Source organism: Streptomyces sp. NPDC016459 (genome assembly GCF_040632845.1).
Lineage (GTDB): Bacteria > Actinomycetota > Actinomycetes > Streptomycetales > Streptomycetaceae > Streptomyces.
The window spans coordinates 1-17,902 of sequence record NZ_JBEYCR010000011.1; the positions used below are offsets into that span (position 1 = coordinate 1).

The window sequence follows — 17,902 nt, forward strand, 5'->3', positions numbered from 1 at the left end:
TCACGGTCCACCCCGTATGGGAACCTGACCCCTGGGCGTGATCTCTCCCTCGCAGTAAGAAGGCATGTTTTGTACACAGTGACCTCCGTCAATGTCAACGGTCTGCGCGCCGCCGCCAAGAAGGGCTTCGCGGAGTGGCTGGCCGGGACCTCCGCCGATGCCGTCTGCCTCCAGGAGGTGCGCGCCGAGGAGGCGCAGCTGCCCGTGGAGGTGCGGGCGCCCGAGGGCTGGTTCACCGTCCACGCGCCCGCCGCCGCCAAGGGCCGCGCCGGGGTCTCCCTCTACACGCGGCGCGAGCCTGACCGGGTGCGCGTCGGCTTCGGGTCCAGCGAGTTCGACGGCAGCGGCCGGTACGTCGAGGCCGACCTGCCCGGCGTGACCGTCGCCAGCCTCTATCTGCCCTCCGGTGAGGTCGGCACCGAGCGGCAGGACGAGAAGCTGCGCTTCATGGGCGAGTTCCTTCCCTACCTCAAGGAGCTCAGGGGCCGCGCCGCCGCCGACGGGCGGGACGTCGTCGTCTGCGGCGACTGGAACATCGCCCACCGCGAGGCCGACCTCAAGAACTGGCGGGCGAACAGGAAGAACGCCGGCTTCCTCCCCGAGGAGCGGGAGTGGCTCGGGCGGGTGCTCGACGAGGGTGACGGCGGCTACGTCGACGTCGTGCGCGCCCTTCACCCCGACCAGGAGGGGCCCTACTCCTGGTGGTCCTACCGGGGACGGGCCTTCGACAACGACTCCGGCTGGCGCATCGACTACCAGATCGCCACTCCCCGTCTCGCCGCCAAGGCCGTGAAGGCGTACGTCGAGCGCGCGGCGACCCACGAGGAGCGGTGGAGCGACCACGCCCCCGTGACCGCCGTCTACGAGCTGTAGCCCCGGCGGTCAGGGAGTCGGCGTCCCGGGAGGCTCGGGGCGCAGCCGGCGGTCGAGGGCCATCGACAGTTCGGCCTCCACCACGCTCTTCGCGAGCGGGCGCAGCCGCCACAGGTCTTTCTCGGCCGCGTGGGTGCGCAGCAGGTCGGTGAAGAGCTCCGCGAGGGCGTCGGCGTGTTCGCGGACGCGGGCGCCCGCCTTGAGGACCTCGGCGAGCGGGACGCCCTCGCGGACGAGGGCGGCGGAGACGTCGAGCAGACGGCGGCTGATGTGGATGATCTCCTCGCCGTCGGTGACGAGGTAGCCGAGGTCGAGGGCGGCCGCGAGGTTCTCCGGGGTGACCTCGCCGGCGAAGTGGTCGGCGAGCTCCCCGGGGGTGAGGCGGACCGGCTCCTCCTCCGAGGGGGCGGGGAGGGCGAGGACCTCGCGGACGTTCCGGCCGCTCTCGAAGGCGGTGGTGAGGTCGGCGATGCCGTTGAGGGTGTGGCCGCGCTCCAGGAGGGCGGCGATGGTGCGGAGCCGGGCCAGGTGCTGCTCGTCGTACCAGGCGATCCGGCCCTCGCGGCGCGGCGGGGGGATCAGGCCGCGCTCCCGGTAGAAGCGCAGGGTGCGCACGGTGATGCCGGCGGCCGCCGCCAGCTCGTCCATGCGGTACTCGCGTACGCCCTCGTGGGCGCCCCTGCCGGGTGTCGATCCTTCGTCTGATCCTTCAGCCACGCCCGCCAGCCTATGTTGTACCGCCGGTAACTTTCCCTTGCCGTACCCCTACCGCTTGGTAGGGAGCTGCTCTACAGTCCCGACTGTGCCAGTGATTGCTGGCGTGATCGGCCGGGCGCTCGGGAGGCGGCATGGCGAAGCACGAGAACGTACGGGTGGCGGTGATCGGATCGGGATTCGGTGGCCTCGGCGCCGCCGTCCGGCTGCGCCGCGAGGGGATCACCGACTTCGTGGTCCTGGAACGGGCCGACTCCGTGGGCGGCACATGGCGGGACAACAGCTACCCCGGCTGCGCCTGCGACGTCCCCTCCCACCTCTACTCCTTCTCCTTCGCGCCCAACCCCGACTGGCCGCGGACCTTCTCAGGACAGCGCCACATCCGCGCGTATCTGGAGCATGTCACGGACACCTTCGGGCTCCGTCCCCACCTCCGCCTGAACCACGAGGTGCTGCGGATGGAGTGGGACGCCGAAGCGCTCCGCTGGCAGATCGAGACCGGCGAGGGCACCTTCAGCGCCGAGGTCGTCGTCTCCGCGACCGGACCGCTCTCCGACCCCAAGATCCCCGACATCCCGGGGCTCGCCGACTTCCCCGGCAAGGTCTTCCACTCCGCCCGCTGGGACCACGACTACGACCTCACCGGCAAGCGCGTCGCCATGATCGGCACCGGCGCCTCCGCCATCCAGATCGTGCCCGCGATCCAGCCCCAGGTGGGGAGGCTGACGCTGTTCCAGCGCACGCCCCCGTGGGTGATGAGCCGCATGGACCGGGCCATCAGCCGCCCCGAGCGCTGGCTCCACCGCACCCTGCCCGTCACCGGAACCCTCCGGCGCGGCCTGCTCTGGGGCATCCGCGAGCTCCAGGTCGGGGCCTTCACCAAGCACCCGAACGAACTCGGGCTCGTCGAGCGGCTCGCCAAGGCCAACATGGCCAAGTCCATCAAGGACCCGGCGCTGCGGGCCAAGCTGACCCCCTCGTACCGCATCGGCTGCAAGCGGATCCTGCTCTCCAGCACGTACTACCCGGCCGTCGCGCAGCCCAACGTCGACGTCGTCGCCTCCGGCCTGCGCGAGGTCCGCGACTCGACCGTCATCGCCGCCGACGGCACCGAGACCGAGGTCGACGCGATCGTCTTCGGCACCGGCTTCCACGTCACCGACATGCCGATCGCCGAGCGGGTCGTCGGCGCGGAGGGAAGGACCCTCGCCGAGACCTGGAAGGGCGGCATGGAGGCCCTGCGCGGGGCCACCGCCGCCGGCTTCCCCAACTTCATGACCGTCATCGGCCCCAACACGGGCCTCGGCAACTCCTCGATGATCCTGATGATCGAGTCCCAGCTGAACTACATGGCCGACTACCTGCGCCAGTTGACTCTGCTGACTCCTTCCGGGCCCGGCGGGCGCGCCGCCCTCGCCGTCCGCCCCTCCGCCGTCGGCGCCTGGAACCGCAAGGTGCAGCTCCGGATGGAGCGGACCGTGTGGAAGGCGGGCGGCTGCGAGAGCTGGTACCTCGACGCCAACGGCCGCAACACCACGCTGTGGCCGGGCACCACGGGCGAGTTCCGGCGCGAGACCCGGCGGGTGGACCTCTCCGAGTACGAGGTGATCCGCGCCCCCGAGCAGCCGAAGCCGGTCGTCACGGAGCCCGCCGTCACGGAGCCGGCTGCCACGGAGCCCGCCGTCACGGAGCCCGCCACCGTGAAGGCCCTCAAGAGGGAGGCCGCCCAGTGAGGCCGCGTCTGATCTCGCTCCCCGTGTCCCGCGAGCTGACCGCCGTCTCCGCCGACGGCTCCCCGCTCCACGTCGAGGTGTACGGCCCCGAAGGCGCCCCCGCCGTCGTTCTGGCCCACGGCTGGACCTGCTCGACCACCTTCTGGGCCGAGCAGATACGGGCCCTCGCCGCCGACCACCGGGTCATCGCCTACGACCAGCGCGGTCACGGACGTTCCCCGGTGCCCGGCCCCGGGGGGTACTCGACGACGGCGCTCGCCGACGACCTGGAGGCCGTGCTCGCGGCCACCCTCGGTCTCGGCGAACGGGCCGTCCTGGCCGGTCACTCCATGGGCGGCATGACGATCATGGCGGCCGCCGGGCGGCCCGGTTTTCGGCAGCACGCCGCCGCCGTCCTGCTCTGCTCCACCGGGTCCACCCGGCTGCTGGCCGAGGCCACCGTCGTACCGCTCCGGCCGGGCGGCCTGCGCAGTCGCCTCACCAGGGCCGTCCTCGGTGCGAAGGCACCGCTCGGGCCGGTCACCGCCGTCTCGAAGAAGATCCTCAAGTACGCGACGATGGGCCCCGGTTCGGCGCCCGACCGCGTCGACGCCTGCGCGCGGATCGTGCACGCCTGCCCGCGCACCTCCCGGTACGGCTGGTCGCAGGTCCTGGCCGGGCTCGATCTCGGGGCGGGGTTGCGGGAGTTGCGGTTGCCCGTGGCCGTGCTCGTCGGGACCGCTGACCGGCTCACCCCGGCCGTCCACTCCCGGGCGATGGCGGGGGAACTGCCGCACTGCACCGGTGTCGTCGAGCTGGCCGGCATGGGCCACATGACGCCGGTGGAGGCCCCCGAGGCCGTCACCGCGCAGATCCGCGAACTGACCCTCACGTACCTGGGCGTGAAGTCCGGGGACCAGGAGAAGGAGAAGGAGCAGGCATGAGCAGGGTGAGCCTGGAAGGACAGGTCGCGGTCGTCACCGGCGGGGCGCGCGGAGTCGGCGAACTCCTCGCCCGCAAGCTCTCCGCGCGCGGAGCGAGGATCGCGCTCGTCGGCCTGGAGCCTGAGCAGCTGAAGGAGGTCGCCGGGCGGCTGCACACCGAGGCCGACTGGTGGCACGCCGATGTCACCGACCACGAGGCGATGGCCAGGGTCGCGGCCGAGGTGAAGGAGCGGTTCGGGAAGGTCGACATCGTCGTCGCCAACGCCGGTGTGGCGGCGGGCGGTCCGTTCGTCGACTCCGACCCCGACGCCTGGCGGCGGGTCATCGAGGTCAACCTCATCGGCGGCGCGGTGACGGGCCGGGCGTTCCTGCCCGTCCTCATGGAGTCCCGGGGGTACTTCCTCCAGATCGCCTCCCTCGCCGCGCTCACCCCGGCGCCGATGATGACGGCGTACTGCGCCTCCAAGTCGGGCGTCGAGGCCTTCGCGCACAGCCTGCGCGCCGAGGTCGCGTACAAGGGGGTGCGGGTCGGTGTCGGGTACCTCTCCTGGACCGACACCGACATGGTGCGGGGCGCCGACCAGGACGACGTGATGAAGGAGCTGCGGCAGCGGCTGCCGTGGCCGACGAACCGCACGTACCCCCTCGGCCCCGCCGTCGACCGGATCGTGGCGGGCATCGAGCGGCGCTCCGCCCATGTGTACGCGCAGTGGTGGCTGCGCGGGATGCAGTCGGTCCGCGGCTACCTCCCCGGTCTGATCGCCACCGTCGGGCAGCGCGAGATGCGGCGCTTCGAGCCGCGGCTCGGCTCGGTGTCCAAGGGGCTGGTGGGCGCGGGCGGCGCGGCCGACGAGCAGGCGCGGACGGGGAGGACCTGACGGCCGGCTTCGGCGTCTGCCCGGGGCGACCTCACTGTCCGTGACTGATCGACATGCGGGGAGTGTGTGCGCGTGCGAGGCTGATCGAGCACACAGGGGGCGCGACGCCCTCTCCCGACACACCCTTCTAGGAGTGAACTTCCATGGGCATGCAGGACCAGTTCAAGGACAAGTCGGAGCAGCTCAAGCAGCAGGCCAAGGAGGCCATGGGCAAGGCGAAGGACGAAGCGTCCGAACGCGCCTCCCAGGGCCGTGGCCGCTCCGACGACGAGGCCCGCACGGCCCGCCAGGAAGTTCAGGACCGCAGGGACCAGAACCGGATCGACCCGGACCGCGCGGACCGGGACCGCATGGACCGGGCCCGTATGGACCGGGAGTCCGGCGTCTGACGCCGGCCTTCCGTGAGCGAGGCGCACCCGCGACACCGGGTGCGCCTTCGCACGTGTGGACCGAAAAGTCGTACACGCCGAGGGGCCGTTCTTCGTACGGTGGCGTCCATGGCCGTACTTGAGCGACTCCGATCCGATCACGCCCCCGCCCTGCTCGCGTTCGAGCGGGAGAACCGGGGGTACTTCGCCGCGTCCGTGCCCGACCGGGGGGACGCCTACTTCACCGACTTCGCGGAGCGGCACCGGGCGCTGCTCGACGAGCAGGGGACCGGGGCGATCCACTTCCATGTGCTGGTGGGGGAGGGCGGGGAGATCCTGGGCCGGTTCAACCTGGTCGACGTCGCCGACGGGGGTGCCGAGCTGGGCTACCGGGTGGCCGAGAAGGCGACCGGGCGCGGGGTGGCGACGGCCGGGGTCAGGGAGGTGTGCCGGCTGGCGCGCGAGGAGTACGGGCTGAGCCGGCTGACCGCCGTCACGACCCTCGACAATGAGGGGTCGAGGGCCGTGCTCGGGCGGGTCGGCTTCGGGGCGGTCGGGGCCGTCACGATCGACGGACGGCCGGGGATCTCCTACGAGGCGGACCTCGGGGAGCTCGTGGCCCTGGCGTCCTAGGGGCTGCGGGCCCCGACGGGGGACTCGTCGTCCTGGTCCTCCGGGGGCGGTCCGACCCGGTGGGGGTTCGTCGTCCTGGCCCTTGGAGGCTGTCGGGCCCCGGCGGCGGGAGCTCGTCGTCCTGACCCCTGGCCCTCTAGGGGCCGTCCGGCCTCGGGGGGAGTTTCGGGCGGGAGCGGTCCGGGAGGTTCTCGTAGGGCGGGGGGCTCGCCGCCGGGGTCTCCGTGAGGAGGGCGAGGGCGACGTGGACCGCGTCGTCGAGCTGGGCGTGGCGGCCCTCGGCCCAGTCGAGGGGGGTGCGCAGGATCGCGAGATCGGGTTCGACGCCGTGGTTCTCCAGGGACCAGCCGTACTCGGGGAACCAGGCCGCGTTCATCGGGACCGTGATCTGGGTGCCGTCGCCGAGCCGGTGGCGGCCGGTCATGCCGACGACCCCGCCCCAGGTGCGCTGGCCGACGACGGGGCCGAGGCCCAGGAGCTTGAACGCGGCGGTGATCATGTCCCCGTCGGACGAGGTGGCCTCGTCGGCGAGGGCGACGACGGGGCCGCGCGGGGCGTTGGAGGCGTAGGCGACGGGCTGGGCGTTCCGGGTGAGGTCCCAGCCGAGGATCCTGCGGGTGAGCTTCTCCATGACGAGCTCGCTGATGTTGCCGCCGGCGTTGCCGCGCACGTCGACGATGAGGGCAGGTCGGGACACCTCCATGCGCAGGTCGCGGTTGAACTGGGCCCAGCCGGAGCCGCCCATGTCGGGGATGTGGAGATAGCCGCAGCGGCCGCCGCTGACCTCCCGTACCACCGCCCGGCGTTTGGCGACCCAGTCCTGGTAGCGCAGCGGACGCTCGTCGACGAGGGGGACGACGGCGACGCGGCGGGCCCGGCCCTCGCCCTCGGCGGGGGTGAAGGTGAGCTCGACGGTCGTGCCGCCGGTGCCGGAGAGCAGCGGGTACGGGCCGGTGACCGGGTCCACGGGCCGGCCGTCGACGTGGGTGAGGACCGCGCCCTCGCGGATGCCGGTGCCGGCGAGCGGGGAGCGGGCCTTGGAGTCGGAGGACTCGCCGGGCAGGATGCGCTTCACCGTCCAGCCGGCCTCGCGGGGCACGAGGTTCGCCCCGAGGAGCCCCATGGGTCGCTGGTAGTGCGGCGGTCCCTCGTTGCGGCGGGCGGGGGTGACGTACGCGTGGGAGGTGCCCAGTTCGCCCATGACCTCGCGGAGCAGGTCGGCGAACTCGTCGGGTGACGCGACCCGTTCGACGAGCGGCCGGTACTGGTCGAGGACGGCCGTCCAGTCGACCCCGCCCATGCCGGGCTCCCAGAAGTAGGCACGGACGATCCGGCCGGCCTCGTCGAAGGCCTGCCGCCACTCGGCGCCCGGGTCGGCCTCGTGCAGGATGCGCCGCAGGTCCAGGTAGACGGTGGAGTCGCCGTCCCCGGACTCGGTGGCGGGGACGGCCCGCAGTTCGCCCTCGTCGGCGACGACGAGCCGGGTGCCGTCGCCGCTGACCGCGAACCAGTCGAGGTCCTTGGCGAGTTCGCTCTTGCGCGCCTTGACGATGGAGAAGTGTTCGAGGGTGGGGCGGCCTGAGGTGTCGGCCGGGTTGGCGAAGGTCTCGCCGAGCGCGCCGGAGATGGGCCAGCGCAGCCAGACGAGCCCGCCGCCGCTGACCGGGTGCAGGGCGGAGTACTTGGAGGCGGCGACGGGGAAGGGGGTGACCCGCTCGGGGAGCCCCTCGATCTCGACGGTGACGGTGCCGTCGCCGGAGTCAGTGCCGTCGGCGGGGTCGAGGCCGCCGGCCGCCGGGCGCCCGTCGGGCAGCAGCGCGAAGGGCGAGGGCGTGGCGGAGGAGAGCGGGACGAGGTAGGGGCGGCAGCCGAGGGGGAACGACAGGTCGCCGGTGTGGACGTCGTACACCGGGTCGAAGCCCCGCCAGGAGAGGAAGGCGAGGTAGCGGCCGTCCCGGGTGAAGACGGGGTTCTCGTCCTCGAAGCGTCCGTTGGTGACGTCGAGGACGGTCCGGGCTCCGGGGCCGGCGATCCGCGCCATCTTGATGGAGCGCAGGGAGCGGCCGATGCCGGGGTGGGACCAGGTGAGCCAGGCGCCGTCGGGGGAGAAGGCGAGGTCGCGGACGGGCCCGTTGACGGAGCGGATCAGTTCGGTGACCCCTCTGGAGCCTTCGGAGCCTTCGGCCGGGGAGGTGTCCTCGTCCCGTTCGGGCTCCTCCGTGGTGTCCAGGAGCAGCAGCCGTCCGTCGTGGGAGGCGATGGCGAGCCGCTCGCCGGCGGGGTCGGCGACGAGTTCCTCGACGCGGCCGAGGTCGCCCGAGGCGAGGCGGCGCGGCGGCCGGTCGCCGCTGGCGCGCGGGAGATGGCCGATCTCGACGGCGTCCTCGCCCTCGGCGTCGGTGACGTACGCGACCTGGCCGCCGCTGCCGAGCATCTCGGGGAGCCGCACGCGGACGCCCGGCTCGTCGATGATCGTGCGGGCCGGGCCGTCGCGGTGGGTCAGCCAGTACAGGCTGCCGCGCACGGAGACGGCGCTGGCGCGGCCGGTCTCGTCGACGGAGAGCGCGTCGATGTGGAGGGCGGCGGGCACCTGGTAGGGGCGCCTGCCGACGCGCTGGCCGCCGAGCCGTACCTCCAGTCTCCGGGGGCGGGCGTCGGCGGCGAGCGTGTCGACGATCCACAGGTCGCCGGCGCACTGGTAGACGACCCGGTGTCCGTCGCTCGACGCGTGCCGGGCGTAGAACTCGTCGTGGTCGGTGTGGCGGCGCAGATCGGAGCCGTCGGGCAGGCAGGAGTACAGGTTGCCGATGCCCTCGTGGTCGGAGAGGAACGCGATGCGGCCGTCGACGGCCATGGGGCAGTCGAGGTGGCCGCCGATGTCGGGCAGCAGCCGTTCGCCGTGCAGCCAGAGGCGGCCGGTGGCGCCGCCCTGGTAGCGCTTCCAGGCGGCCGGTTCGTGTGGCGGCTTCCCGGTGAGGAGGAGGGTGCGGCGCTCCCCCTCGTGGCCGTCGGGGCCGTCGATGACGCCGATGTCGGAGACCGGGCCCCAGGGCAGGCGCTTGCCGGGGGAGCCGTCGGTGGGGACGGTGTAGGCCCAGGAGTAGTACGAGAAGGGCTGGCCGTGCGAGGAGACGGCGAGGATGTCGGAGCGGCCGTCCTTGTCGGGGGGCGTCCAGCCGCAGACCCGGGTGTCGGTGGACCCCCAGTAGCTGAGCCGCCGGGCCGGTCCGCCGTCGACGGGGACGAGGTGGATCTCGGGGTCGAGGCTGCGCCAGTTCGTGTACGCGATCCGGCGTCCGTCCGGCGAGAAGCGCGGGTGGCCGACCCGCGTCCGGTCGACGGTCAGTCGCCAGGCCCGGCCGGGGCGCCGGCCCTCGGGGACGAGGGGGGCGATCCAGAGGTCGTCCTCGGCGGCGAAGCACAGCAGGTCGTCGTGGAGGTGCGGAAAACGGAGGTACGCGACGTCGTGACTCACCTCCCCATGCTTTCCGCGCGGAGGGGGTGCGGCAACTCGTACGTGCTGGCGAGCGTCTTCGGAGGGGGTCCCGACTGTGGGCCAGGACACGTACGAAACGGTTTCGTTTCGTTGAGGGCGGGGGTATCTTCGTACTGTACGAAACCGTTTCGTTCGCTTCTCGTCGGATCGGAGCCCCTGGCCATGGCACGCAGCAGACTCACTCCCGAGCGGGAGTCCGAGCTGTACGCAGCCGTGCTCGACCTCCTCCGCGACGTCGGCTACGACGCCCTCACCATGGACGCCGTCGCCGCCCGCACCCACTCCAGCAAGGCCACCCTCTACCGCCAGTGGGGGAGCAAGCCCGAGCTGGTCGCCAGGGCGCTGCGCGCCAACAAGCCCGCCGACCTCTCCGAGATCGACACCGGCTCACTGCGCGGCGACTTCCACGAGCTGATGACACGGACCGACGACTGCCAGATGGAAAAGGACTCCGCCCTGATGCGGGGTCTGGCCCATGCCGTCCACACCAACCCCGAACTCCACCGGGCGCTGCGCGAGCTGCTCATCGAACCCGAGATGAACGGCCTCGACGAGGTACTGCGCCGAGCGGTCCGCAGGGGAGAGGTCGACGCCTCCAACCCGGCGCTCAAGCTCGTTCCCCACATGCTGATCGGTGCGTTCGTCGCCCGGCCACTGATCGACGACCAGCCGGTCGACCGGGCGTTCCTCAGCGCCTACGTCGACGCCGTCGTGCTCCCCTCACTCGGCGTCTGATCCCCGGAAGTACCGCACGACCTTCTCCACCTGACGTCGAACCGCTCACGCCGTCGGGCCGGCTCCCCATGCCCTGTCCCACCCCACCCTGGGAGTACGCCCCCGTGGCCACGTTCCTGTACAAGCTCGGCCGTTCCGCCTTCCGGCGCCGACGGCTCGTCGCCCTCCTCTGGGTGGCCCTCCTGGCGACAGCCGGGATCGGCGCCGCCACCGCGCCCGTCGCGACCTCCAGCTCCTTCTCCATACCGGGCACCGAGGCCCAGCGCGCCTTCGACCTGCTCGAAGAGCGCTTCCCCGGCGCCGGCGCCGACGGCGCCACCGCCAGGGTCGTCTTCAAGGCCCCCGAGGGCCAGAAGATGACCGAGGCCGGGCACAAGGCCGTCGTCGAGGAGACCGTCTCCGCGCTGAAGTCCGGCTCGGACCAGATCGTCTCGGTCACCGACCCGTACACCGGGAAGGCCGTCTCCGGCGACGGCTCCACCGCCTACGTCTCCGTCGCCTACAAGGTCAACGCGATGGAGCTCACCGACGAGACCCGCGAGGCCCTGACCCGGGCCGGCGAGAACGCGCAGGGCAAGGGACTCACCGTCGAGGTCGGCGGTGACGCCCTCCAGACCATGCCGGAGCAGGGCGCGAGCGAGGCGATCGGTGTCGTCATCGCCGCCATCGTGCTGGTCATGACCTTCGGCTCGCTCGTCGCCGCCGGACTCCCGCTGCTCACGGCGCTCATCGGCGTCGGCATCGGCGTCTCGTCGATCGCCGCGCTCGCGAACGTCCTCGACCTCGGCTCCACCACCTCCACCCTCGCGATGATGATCGGCCTCGCGGTCGGCATCGACTACGCCCTCTTCATCGTCTCCCGCTACCGCGCGGAGCTCGCCGAGGGCCGCGAGAAGGAGGACGCGGCGGGGCGCGCGGTCGGCACGGCCGGCTCCGCCGTCGTCTTCGCCGGGCTCACCGTCGTCATCGCCCTGGTCGGCCTGGCCGTCGTCAACATCCCGATGCTGACGAAGATGGGCTTCGCCGCCGCCGGTACGGTCGTGATCGCCGTACTGATCGCGCTCACCCTGATCCCGGCCATGCTCGGCTTCGCGGGCGACAAGGTGCTCGGCCGCAGGCAGCGCAAGGGCGCGGAGGGCGGCGACGCCGCGACCGGTGACACGGCGCAGGCCGGCACGGCGAACGACGGCAAGGCGCAGGCCGAGAAGCCGAACGGTGGCACCCGCTGGGCCCGTTTCGTCATCCGCCGCCCCGTGATGGTGCTGGTCGTCGGCGTCCTCGGCCTCGGTGCGATCGCGCTGCCCGCCGCCTCCCTGGAGATGGGCCTCCCGGACGACGGCGCCAAGCCGACCTCCACCAGCGAGCGCCGGGCGTATGACACGCTCTCGGACGGTTTCGGCCCCGGCTTCAACGGCCCGCTGCTCGTCGTCGTGGACGGCGACAAGGCCACCGCTGACCGGGCGGTCTCCACGATCAAGGGCCTCGAAGGCTGGGCGGCCGTCACCCCGGCGACCCCGAACAAGGCCGGCGACGCCGCGATGATCACGGTGGTTCCCAAGGACCGGCCGTCCTCGGTCGCCACCGAGGGCCTCGTCCACGACATCCGGGACGCCACCGGCGACGACGTCCTCGTCACCGGCGCCACCGCGATGAACATCGACTTCTCGCAGAAGATGAACGACGCCCTCGTGCCCTACCTGGCGCTCGTCGTCGGTCTGGCCTTCCTGCTCCTGACCCTGGTCTTCCGCTCGGTCCTCGTCCCGCTGAAGGCGGCCCTCGGCTTCCTGCTCTCGGTGGTCGCGGCCCTCGGCGCGGTCGTCGCGGTCTTCCAGTGGGGCTGGCTGGGAAGCCTCTTCGGGGTCGAGCAGACCGGCCCGATCATGTCGATGATGCCGATCTTCATGGTGGGTGTCGTCTTCGGTCTCGCGATGGACTACGAGGTCTTCCTCGTCACCCGCATGCGTGAGGCGTACGTGCACGGGGAGCGGCCCGGCGAGGCGATCGTGACCGGCTTCCGGCACAGCGCCCGGGTGGTCACCGCCGCCGCGGTGATCATGATCGCGGTCTTCGCCGGCTTCATCGGCATGACGGATCAGATGATCAAGATGATCGGCTTCGGTCTGGCCGTCGCGGTCCTCTTCGACGCCTTCGTGGTCCGGATGGCGATCGTCCCGGCCGTGCTCGCGCTCCTCGGCCACAAGGCCTGGTGGCTGCCGAAGTGGCTGGACCGGATCCTGCCGAACGTGGACGTGGAGGGTGAGGGGCTCGCCAAGCGGGAGTCCCCGGAGGCGGCTGCGAAGCCGGACCTCGTGAAGGCCTGACCTCAGGACGTCCCCCGTACGCCGTCAGCGTGTCGACATCGACGCGCCGGCGGCGTACGTGTGCTTGAGGAAGCGCAGCAGGGCGGCGGTGTCGAACTGGACGACGGCGACCCCGTCGGCCGCGTGGAACTCGACGACCGTCTGCACCCGGCCGCAGGGCCAGACCTCGATGTCGCCGCGGCGGGCCGGGGCGCGCAGCCCGTTCTCCAGGAGGGTGCGGGGGAAGGACCACTCGACGTCGTGGGGGAAGACGAACCGGACGGTCGCGGGGGAGGAGGCGGGGTCGTAGCGGAGGGCCACCGGCACGGGCCGGGAGAGTGGCGCGTCGCTGATGATCCGCCCCTTGGCGTGGTCGTCGACTTCACGGTCGTGTGCGGCGGCCATCGGGGGCTCCTCACGTTTTGTCCTCTTATCGACTAATGTTCCACTTCTTCCCGGTGACCGCGCGACCCAAGCGTGGGCGGCGGGAGGTGTGTCCGGGGTCACGTACCGGCGCGTAGGCGGAGCGCGCGCGCCCGCGCGCCCCTGTTCTGTGACCTGTGCGCTCTTGCAAGCGCTTTGCAGGAACGCTCATCATTCGATACGTGCATGTACCTGACGGATTCATCAACGCCCCCGTATCGGTCGCCGCCGGTGTCGTCGCCGCCGGCGCCGTCGCCGTGAGCCTGCGGGGCGCTCGCCGCGAGCTGGACGACGGCCACGGCGGAGAGCGGACGGCCCCGCTCGCCGGGCTCGTCGCCGCCTTCATCTTCGCCGTCCAGATGCTGAACTTCCCGGTCGCCGCCGGGACCAGCGGACACCTGCTCGGCGGGGCGCTCGCCGCGATCCTCGTCGGCCCCTGGACCGGGGTCCTGTGCATCGCCGTCGTCCTGCTGATGCAGGGCATCCTCTTCGCCGACGGAGGCCTCACCGCCCTCGGCGTGAACATCACCGTCATGGGCGTCGTCACGGTCGTCGTCGCCTACGCCCTCTTCCGGGGCCTCGTCCTCGTCCTGCCGCGCACCCGCGCCTCGGTGACCGCGGCCTCCTTCGTCGCCGCGCTCGTCTCCGTACCGGCGTCGGCCGCCGCCTTCACCCTGCTCTACGCGATCGGCGGCACCACCGACGTACCGCTGCCCAAGGTCCTCACGGCCATGGTCGGCGTGCACGTCCTCATCGGCGTCGGCGAGGCCGTCATCACCATGCTGACCGTCGGCGCGGTCATCGCCGTCCGCCCGGACCTGGTCTACGGCGCCCGCGGTCTCACCGCCCCGCTCAAGCTCCGCGTCGCCGGCGAGCTGGTCGACGCGGCCCCGACCGCCGCTCCCGTCACCGGCGGCTCCCCGAAGAAGCTGTGGATCGGCGGCGTCGTCACCGCCCTCGTCCTCGCCGGCTTCGTCTCCTACTACGCCTCCGCCAGCCCCGACGGCCTGGAGAAGGTCGCCGCCGACAAGGGCTTCGACGCCGCGGCCGAGGAGCACGCGGCCGCCGGATCCCCGCTCGCCGACTACGGCGTCAAGGGCATCGAGACCGAGCGACTCGCCGGAGGCCTCGCCGGAGTCATCGGCGTGGGCGCGACCCTGGCCGCCGGCACCGGCGCGTTCTGGATCGTCCGCCGCCGCCGCGTCCACGCGGATGCGGAAGCGGTCTGACGTGGCAACGGGGCACGCCCACAAGCTCTACCGGCACGCGCGGTCGCCGGTCCACGAGCTGCCCCCGCACACCAAGCTCGCCGCCGTCCTCGGTTTCGTCGTGGTCGTCGTCTCGACGCCCCGCGAGGCCGTCTGGGCCTTCGCCCTCTACGCCCTGCTGCTCGCGGGCGTGGCGGCGAAGGCCCGCGTCCCGGCCGGCTTCGTCCTCAAGCGGCTGCTCATCGAGATCCCGTTCGTCGCGTTCGCGGTGCTCATGCCGTTCGTGGTGCCCGGTGAGCGGACGACCGTCCTCGGGGTGTCGCTGAGCGTCCCCGGACTGTGGGGCGCCTGGAACGTCCTCGCCAAGGGCACCCTCGGCGTCGCCGCCTCCGTGCTCCTCGCCTCCACCACCGAACTGCGCGAGCTGCTCCTCGGCCTCCAGCGGCTGCGGCTGCCGCCGATGCTCGTCCAGATCGCCTCCTTCATGATCCGGTACGGCGACGTCATCACCGACGAGATGCGCCGGATGTCCGTGGCCCGCCGCTCACGCGGCTTCGAGGCGCGGGGCGTACGGCACTGGGGCGTCCTCGCCAAGACGGCGGGCGCGCTCTTCATCCGCTCGTACGAACGCGGGGAACGGGTCCACCTCGCCATGGTCAGCCGTGGCTACACCGGCACCATGCCGGTCATCGACGAGGTGACCGCGACCCGCGCGCAATGGGCGTACGCCGCCGCGGTGCCGCTCACCGCACTCCTGATCTGCCTCCTGGGATGGACGCTCCGATGACCCCTGCCCCGTCTCTCGAAGTCCGCGGACTCGCCTACGCGTACCCCGACGGCCACCAGGCCCTGTTCGGCGTGGACCTGACCGTCGGGCGCGGCGAGCGGGTCGCGATCCTCGGCCCCAACGGCGCCGGCAAGACCACCCTGGTCCTCCACCTCAACGGCATCCTCACCGGAGGCGCGGGCGGCGTCACCGTCGCCGGGCTCCCGGTCGGCAGGAAACACCTCGCCGAGATCAGGCGCAAGGTCGGCATCGTCTTCCAGGACCCCGACGACCAGCTGTTCATGCCGACCGTCCGCGAGGACGTCGCCTTCGGCCCGGCGGCGGCGGGCCTCCGGGGCGCCGACCTGGAGGCCGTCGTGGCCCGTGCGCTTGAGCGGGTCGGCATGGCGGAGTACGCGGACCGGCCGCCGCACCACCTGTCCTTCGGGCAGCGCCGCCGGGTCGCCGTCGCGACCGTCCTCGCCATGGAACCGGAGATCCTCGTCCTCGACGAACCGTCCTCCAACCTGGACCCGGCCTCGCGCCGCGAGCTCGCCGACATCCTCCGCTCCCTCGACGTCACCGTCCTCATGGTCACCCACGACCTGCCGTACGCCCTGGAGCTCTGCCCGCGCGCGGTGATCCTCAGCGAGGGCGTCATCGCCGCCGACGGACGGACCGGCGAGATCCTCGCCGACGAGGAGCTGATGGCCCGGCACCGCCTGGAGCTGCCGTTCGGCTTCGTACCGGCCTCGGTGGTCTGACCCCGGAACAGGTCGGTCACCGGCCTAGGTGGTCTGACGTCCCGCCTCCGTGGTCCGACCCCCGGAATCGGTCTCCCACCGGCCGCGTTGCACCATGGGAGCCGGTCGAACGACAGGGAGCGTGGCACAGGTGGACGTCCAGGGCACGGTGGCGGCGGGCTGGGAGCCGGTCAGGGACGCGTTCCTGCGCAACTTCGAGCAGCGCGGCGAGCGCGGGGCGGCCGTCGCCGTCCACCGCGACGGGGTGAAGGTCGTCGACCTGTGGGCGGGCAGCCGTGACGTCGACGGCACGGACCCGTGGACCGAGGACACCGCCCAGGTCGTCCGCTCGGCCACCAAGGGCGTCGCCGCCGCCGTACCCCTGCTCCTGCACCAGCGCGGCCTGCTCGACCCCGACGCCCAGGTCGCCGCGTACTGGCCCGACTTCAAGGCGGCCGGGAAGGACCGGGTGACGGTACGGCAGCTCCTCGCGCACCAGGCCGGCGTCCCCGTCCTCGACCGCCCCCTCACCCTCGCCGAAGCGGCCGACCTGCAGACGGCGACCGCCGCGATCGCCGCCCAGGCCCCCGTCTGGGAGCCCGGCACCGCCCACGGCTACCACGCCCACACCTTCAGCTGGCTGCTCTCCGGCCTGGTCCACCAGGTCACGGGCCGCACCATCGGCCGCTGGGTCGCCGACGAGATCACCGGCCCGCGCGGCCTCGACCTGTGGATCGGATTGCCCCGGGCGGAGGCCCGCCGGGTCGGCCGGATCGGCCCCGTCGAGGAGATCGAACCCGCCGGGAGCGGCGCCCTCAGGCTCCGCCCCAAGCGCTCCGTCACACAGGCGTACGAGGACCCGGAGTCCCTCACCCGGCGCGCCTTCGGGGCCATCGACCCCAAGCCCGACGAGAACGACCCCGTCTACCGGGCCGCCGAACTGCCCGGCTCGGCCGGCGTGGCGACCGCCCGCGCCCTCGCCGCCTTCTACGCGGCCACGCTCGGACCCGTCGACGGCCACGACCGTCTCTTCACCCCCGACACCCTCACGCTCGCGCGGACCGAGGAGTCCGCCGGCCCGGACAAGGTGCTGCTCGTCGGCACCCGCTTCGGCCTCGGCCACATGCTGCACGGCCCGGCGTCGCCGCTCCTCGGCCCGTCCTCCTTCGGCCACCCGGGCCGCGGGGGCTCGCTCGGCTTCGCCGACCCGGACTCCGGGATCGCCTTCGGGTACGTGACGAACGGCATGCGCAGGACGGTCACGGCGGACCCGCGCGCCCAGTCGCTCGTACGGGCGGTGCGGTCGGTGGCGCCGCTCTCCGCCGCGTAGGGTCGAGGCGCCGGAGACGTACCACGTCGCAAGGGGAGCAGGGCACCTGACCGCAGGTCCGACGCCCGACAGGTACGGCGACGGGCGGGGTCAGGCGACGGCGGGCGTCAGGGCGAGCACCACGCCGAGCCCGACGAGGACGCTCCCGATGACCTTGTTGAGCACGGCCTGCCGCCGCAACAGCCGCGCGCGCAGGCTCTCCTGGGAGAACAGGACCGCGGCGAGACCGAACCAGACCAGGTGCGCGAACGACATGAACAGGCCGTAGCCGACCTGCTGCAAGACGGGGGTGTCGGCGCTGACGACCTGCGTGTACGTGCTCAGGACGAACAGCATCGTCTTGGGATTGAGCGCGTTCGTCAGGAACCCGGTGCGCAGCGCCCCCGCCTTCGACAGGCCGGCGTCGTCCGAGAGGTCGACGTCCACCCGGGACGTGGCGACGAAGGTCCTGTACCCGATGTACACCAGGTACGCGGCGCCGATCAGCTTCATCGCGGTGAACAGCATCGGTGACCGGGACACCAGCAGGCCCACGCCCAGCATGGTGTACGTGACGTGGACGAGCACGCCGAGGGCGATCCCGACGGCCGCGAGGACGCCCGCCGTCCGCCCGTACAGGTAGCTGTTGCGGACGGTCATAGCGAAGTCCGCGCCGGGGCTGATGACAGCCAGAACGGTGATGATCGCTACGGCGATCAGCTGAGCCATGTCCCCGAACCCCCCACACCCGCCCGGCCCCGCGCCTTCAGGACGGCCCCGTGACGCTAGCCGATGAGGGT

16 protein-coding genes are annotated in these 17,902 nt (G+C 72.4%); 12 read left to right on the forward strand and 4 right to left on the reverse strand.

All coding sequences use genetic code 11. From position 1 onward, the window contains the following. Positions 1 to 69: 69 nt before the first annotated feature. Entirely contained in the window at positions 70 to 873 is an 804-nt protein-coding gene (locus ABZ567_RS24030) for an exodeoxyribonuclease III (RefSeq protein WP_360793242.1), read from the forward strand. A 9-nt stretch (positions 874 to 882) separates the two neighbouring features. Here the strand turns inward: ABZ567_RS24030 and ABZ567_RS24035 are convergent, their stop codons facing one another. Next, positions 883 to 1,521 (reverse strand): MerR family transcriptional regulator, encoded by a 639-nt coding sequence (locus ABZ567_RS24035; RefSeq protein WP_360793567.1) that lies wholly within the window; start codon positions 1,519 to 1,521, stop codon positions 883 to 885. A gap of 200 nt (positions 1,522 to 1,721) precedes the next feature. On the opposite strand from ABZ567_RS24035, the gene ABZ567_RS24040 reads away from it, so the two are divergent. From ABZ567_RS24040 to ABZ567_RS24060, 5 genes are all read left to right on the forward strand, one after another. Further along, positions 1,722 to 3,320, forward strand: a complete 1,599-nt coding sequence (locus ABZ567_RS24040; protein WP_360793244.1) for an NAD(P)/FAD-dependent oxidoreductase — start codon at positions 1,722 to 1,724, stop codon at positions 3,318 to 3,320. Then, positions 3,317 to 4,243 (forward strand): alpha/beta hydrolase, encoded by a 927-nt coding sequence (locus ABZ567_RS24045; RefSeq protein WP_360793246.1) that lies wholly within the window; start codon positions 3,317 to 3,319, stop codon positions 4,241 to 4,243. Before ABZ567_RS24040 ends, ABZ567_RS24045 begins: the two co-directional genes overlap by 4 nt. Further along, positions 4,240 to 5,121 (forward strand): SDR family oxidoreductase, encoded by an 882-nt coding sequence (locus tag ABZ567_RS24050; RefSeq protein ID WP_360793248.1) that lies wholly within the window; start codon positions 4,240 to 4,242, stop codon positions 5,119 to 5,121. Before ABZ567_RS24045 ends, ABZ567_RS24050 begins: the two co-directional genes overlap by 4 nt. Before the next feature lie 143 nt (positions 5,122 to 5,264). Then, positions 5,265 to 5,510, forward strand: coding sequence for a hypothetical protein (locus ABZ567_RS24055; RefSeq protein WP_360793250.1), 246 nt, complete (start codon positions 5,265 to 5,267; stop codon positions 5,508 to 5,510). Between the two features lie 108 nt (positions 5,511 to 5,618). After that, on the forward strand, positions 5,619 to 6,122 hold the full coding sequence (locus ABZ567_RS24060; protein ID WP_360793252.1) for a GNAT family N-acetyltransferase: 504 nt from the start codon (positions 5,619 to 5,621) through the stop codon (positions 6,120 to 6,122). 136 nt (positions 6,123 to 6,258) lie between these two features. Here the strand turns inward: ABZ567_RS24060 and ABZ567_RS24065 are convergent, their stop codons facing one another. Continuing rightward, the gene (locus ABZ567_RS24065; protein WP_360793254.1) at positions 6,259 to 9,597 is read right to left on the reverse strand and encodes a S41 family peptidase; all 3,339 of its coding nucleotides are present in this window, start codon (positions 9,595 to 9,597) and stop codon (positions 6,259 to 6,261) included. 183 nt (positions 9,598 to 9,780) lie between these two features. Here ABZ567_RS24065 and ABZ567_RS24070 point away from each other — a divergent pair, with 183 nt between their 5' ends. Both ABZ567_RS24070 and ABZ567_RS24075 read left to right on the forward strand, forming a co-directional pair. Continuing rightward, positions 9,781 to 10,353 carry a TetR/AcrR family transcriptional regulator gene (locus ABZ567_RS24070; protein ID WP_360793256.1) on the forward strand — a complete coding sequence of 191 codons (573 nt, stop codon included), beginning with the start codon at positions 9,781 to 9,783 and terminating at the stop codon, positions 10,351 to 10,353. Positions 10,354 to 10,457: 104 nt separating this feature from the next. Next, positions 10,458 to 12,674: an MMPL family transporter gene (locus ABZ567_RS24075; RefSeq protein ID WP_360793258.1), complete on the forward strand. Its 2,217-nt coding sequence runs from the start codon at positions 10,458 to 10,460 to the stop codon at positions 12,672 to 12,674. Positions 12,675 to 12,698: 24 nt separating this feature from the next. Here the strand turns inward: ABZ567_RS24075 and ABZ567_RS24080 are convergent, their stop codons facing one another. Next, entirely contained in the window at positions 12,699 to 13,058 is a 360-nt protein-coding gene (locus tag ABZ567_RS24080) for an SsgA family sporulation/cell division regulator (RefSeq protein ID WP_360793260.1), read from the reverse strand. Positions 13,059 to 13,258: 200 nt separating this feature from the next. On the opposite strand from ABZ567_RS24080, the gene ABZ567_RS24085 reads away from it, so the two are divergent. The 4 genes from ABZ567_RS24085 to ABZ567_RS24100 all read left to right on the forward strand — a co-directional run bounded on the left by ABZ567_RS24085 (position 13,259) and on the right by ABZ567_RS24100 (position 17,123). Further along, positions 13,259 to 14,305, forward strand: coding sequence for an energy-coupling factor ABC transporter permease (locus tag ABZ567_RS24085; RefSeq protein WP_360793262.1), 1,047 nt, complete (start codon positions 13,259 to 13,261; stop codon positions 14,303 to 14,305). Position 14,306: 1 nt separating this feature from the next. Beyond that, positions 14,307 to 15,071 carry a cobalt ECF transporter T component CbiQ gene (cbiQ, locus tag ABZ567_RS24090; protein ID WP_360793264.1) on the forward strand — a complete coding sequence of 255 codons (765 nt, stop codon included), beginning with the start codon at positions 14,307 to 14,309 and terminating at the stop codon, positions 15,069 to 15,071. After that, positions 15,068 to 15,814, forward strand: coding sequence for an ABC transporter ATP-binding protein (locus ABZ567_RS24095; protein WP_360793266.1), 747 nt, complete (start codon positions 15,068 to 15,070; stop codon positions 15,812 to 15,814). Before cbiQ ends, ABZ567_RS24095 begins: the two co-directional genes overlap by 4 nt. Before the next feature lie 130 nt (positions 15,815 to 15,944). Then, positions 15,945 to 17,123: a serine hydrolase domain-containing protein gene (locus ABZ567_RS24100; protein ID WP_360793569.1), complete on the forward strand. Its 1,179-nt coding sequence runs from the start codon at positions 15,945 to 15,947 to the stop codon at positions 17,121 to 17,123. A 90-nt stretch (positions 17,124 to 17,213) separates the two neighbouring features. Here the strand turns inward: ABZ567_RS24100 and ABZ567_RS24105 are convergent, their stop codons facing one another. Further along, positions 17,214 to 17,831, reverse strand: coding sequence for a LysE family transporter (locus ABZ567_RS24105; RefSeq protein WP_360793268.1), 618 nt, complete (start codon positions 17,829 to 17,831; stop codon positions 17,214 to 17,216). Positions 17,832 to 17,902 lie beyond the last annotated feature (71 nt).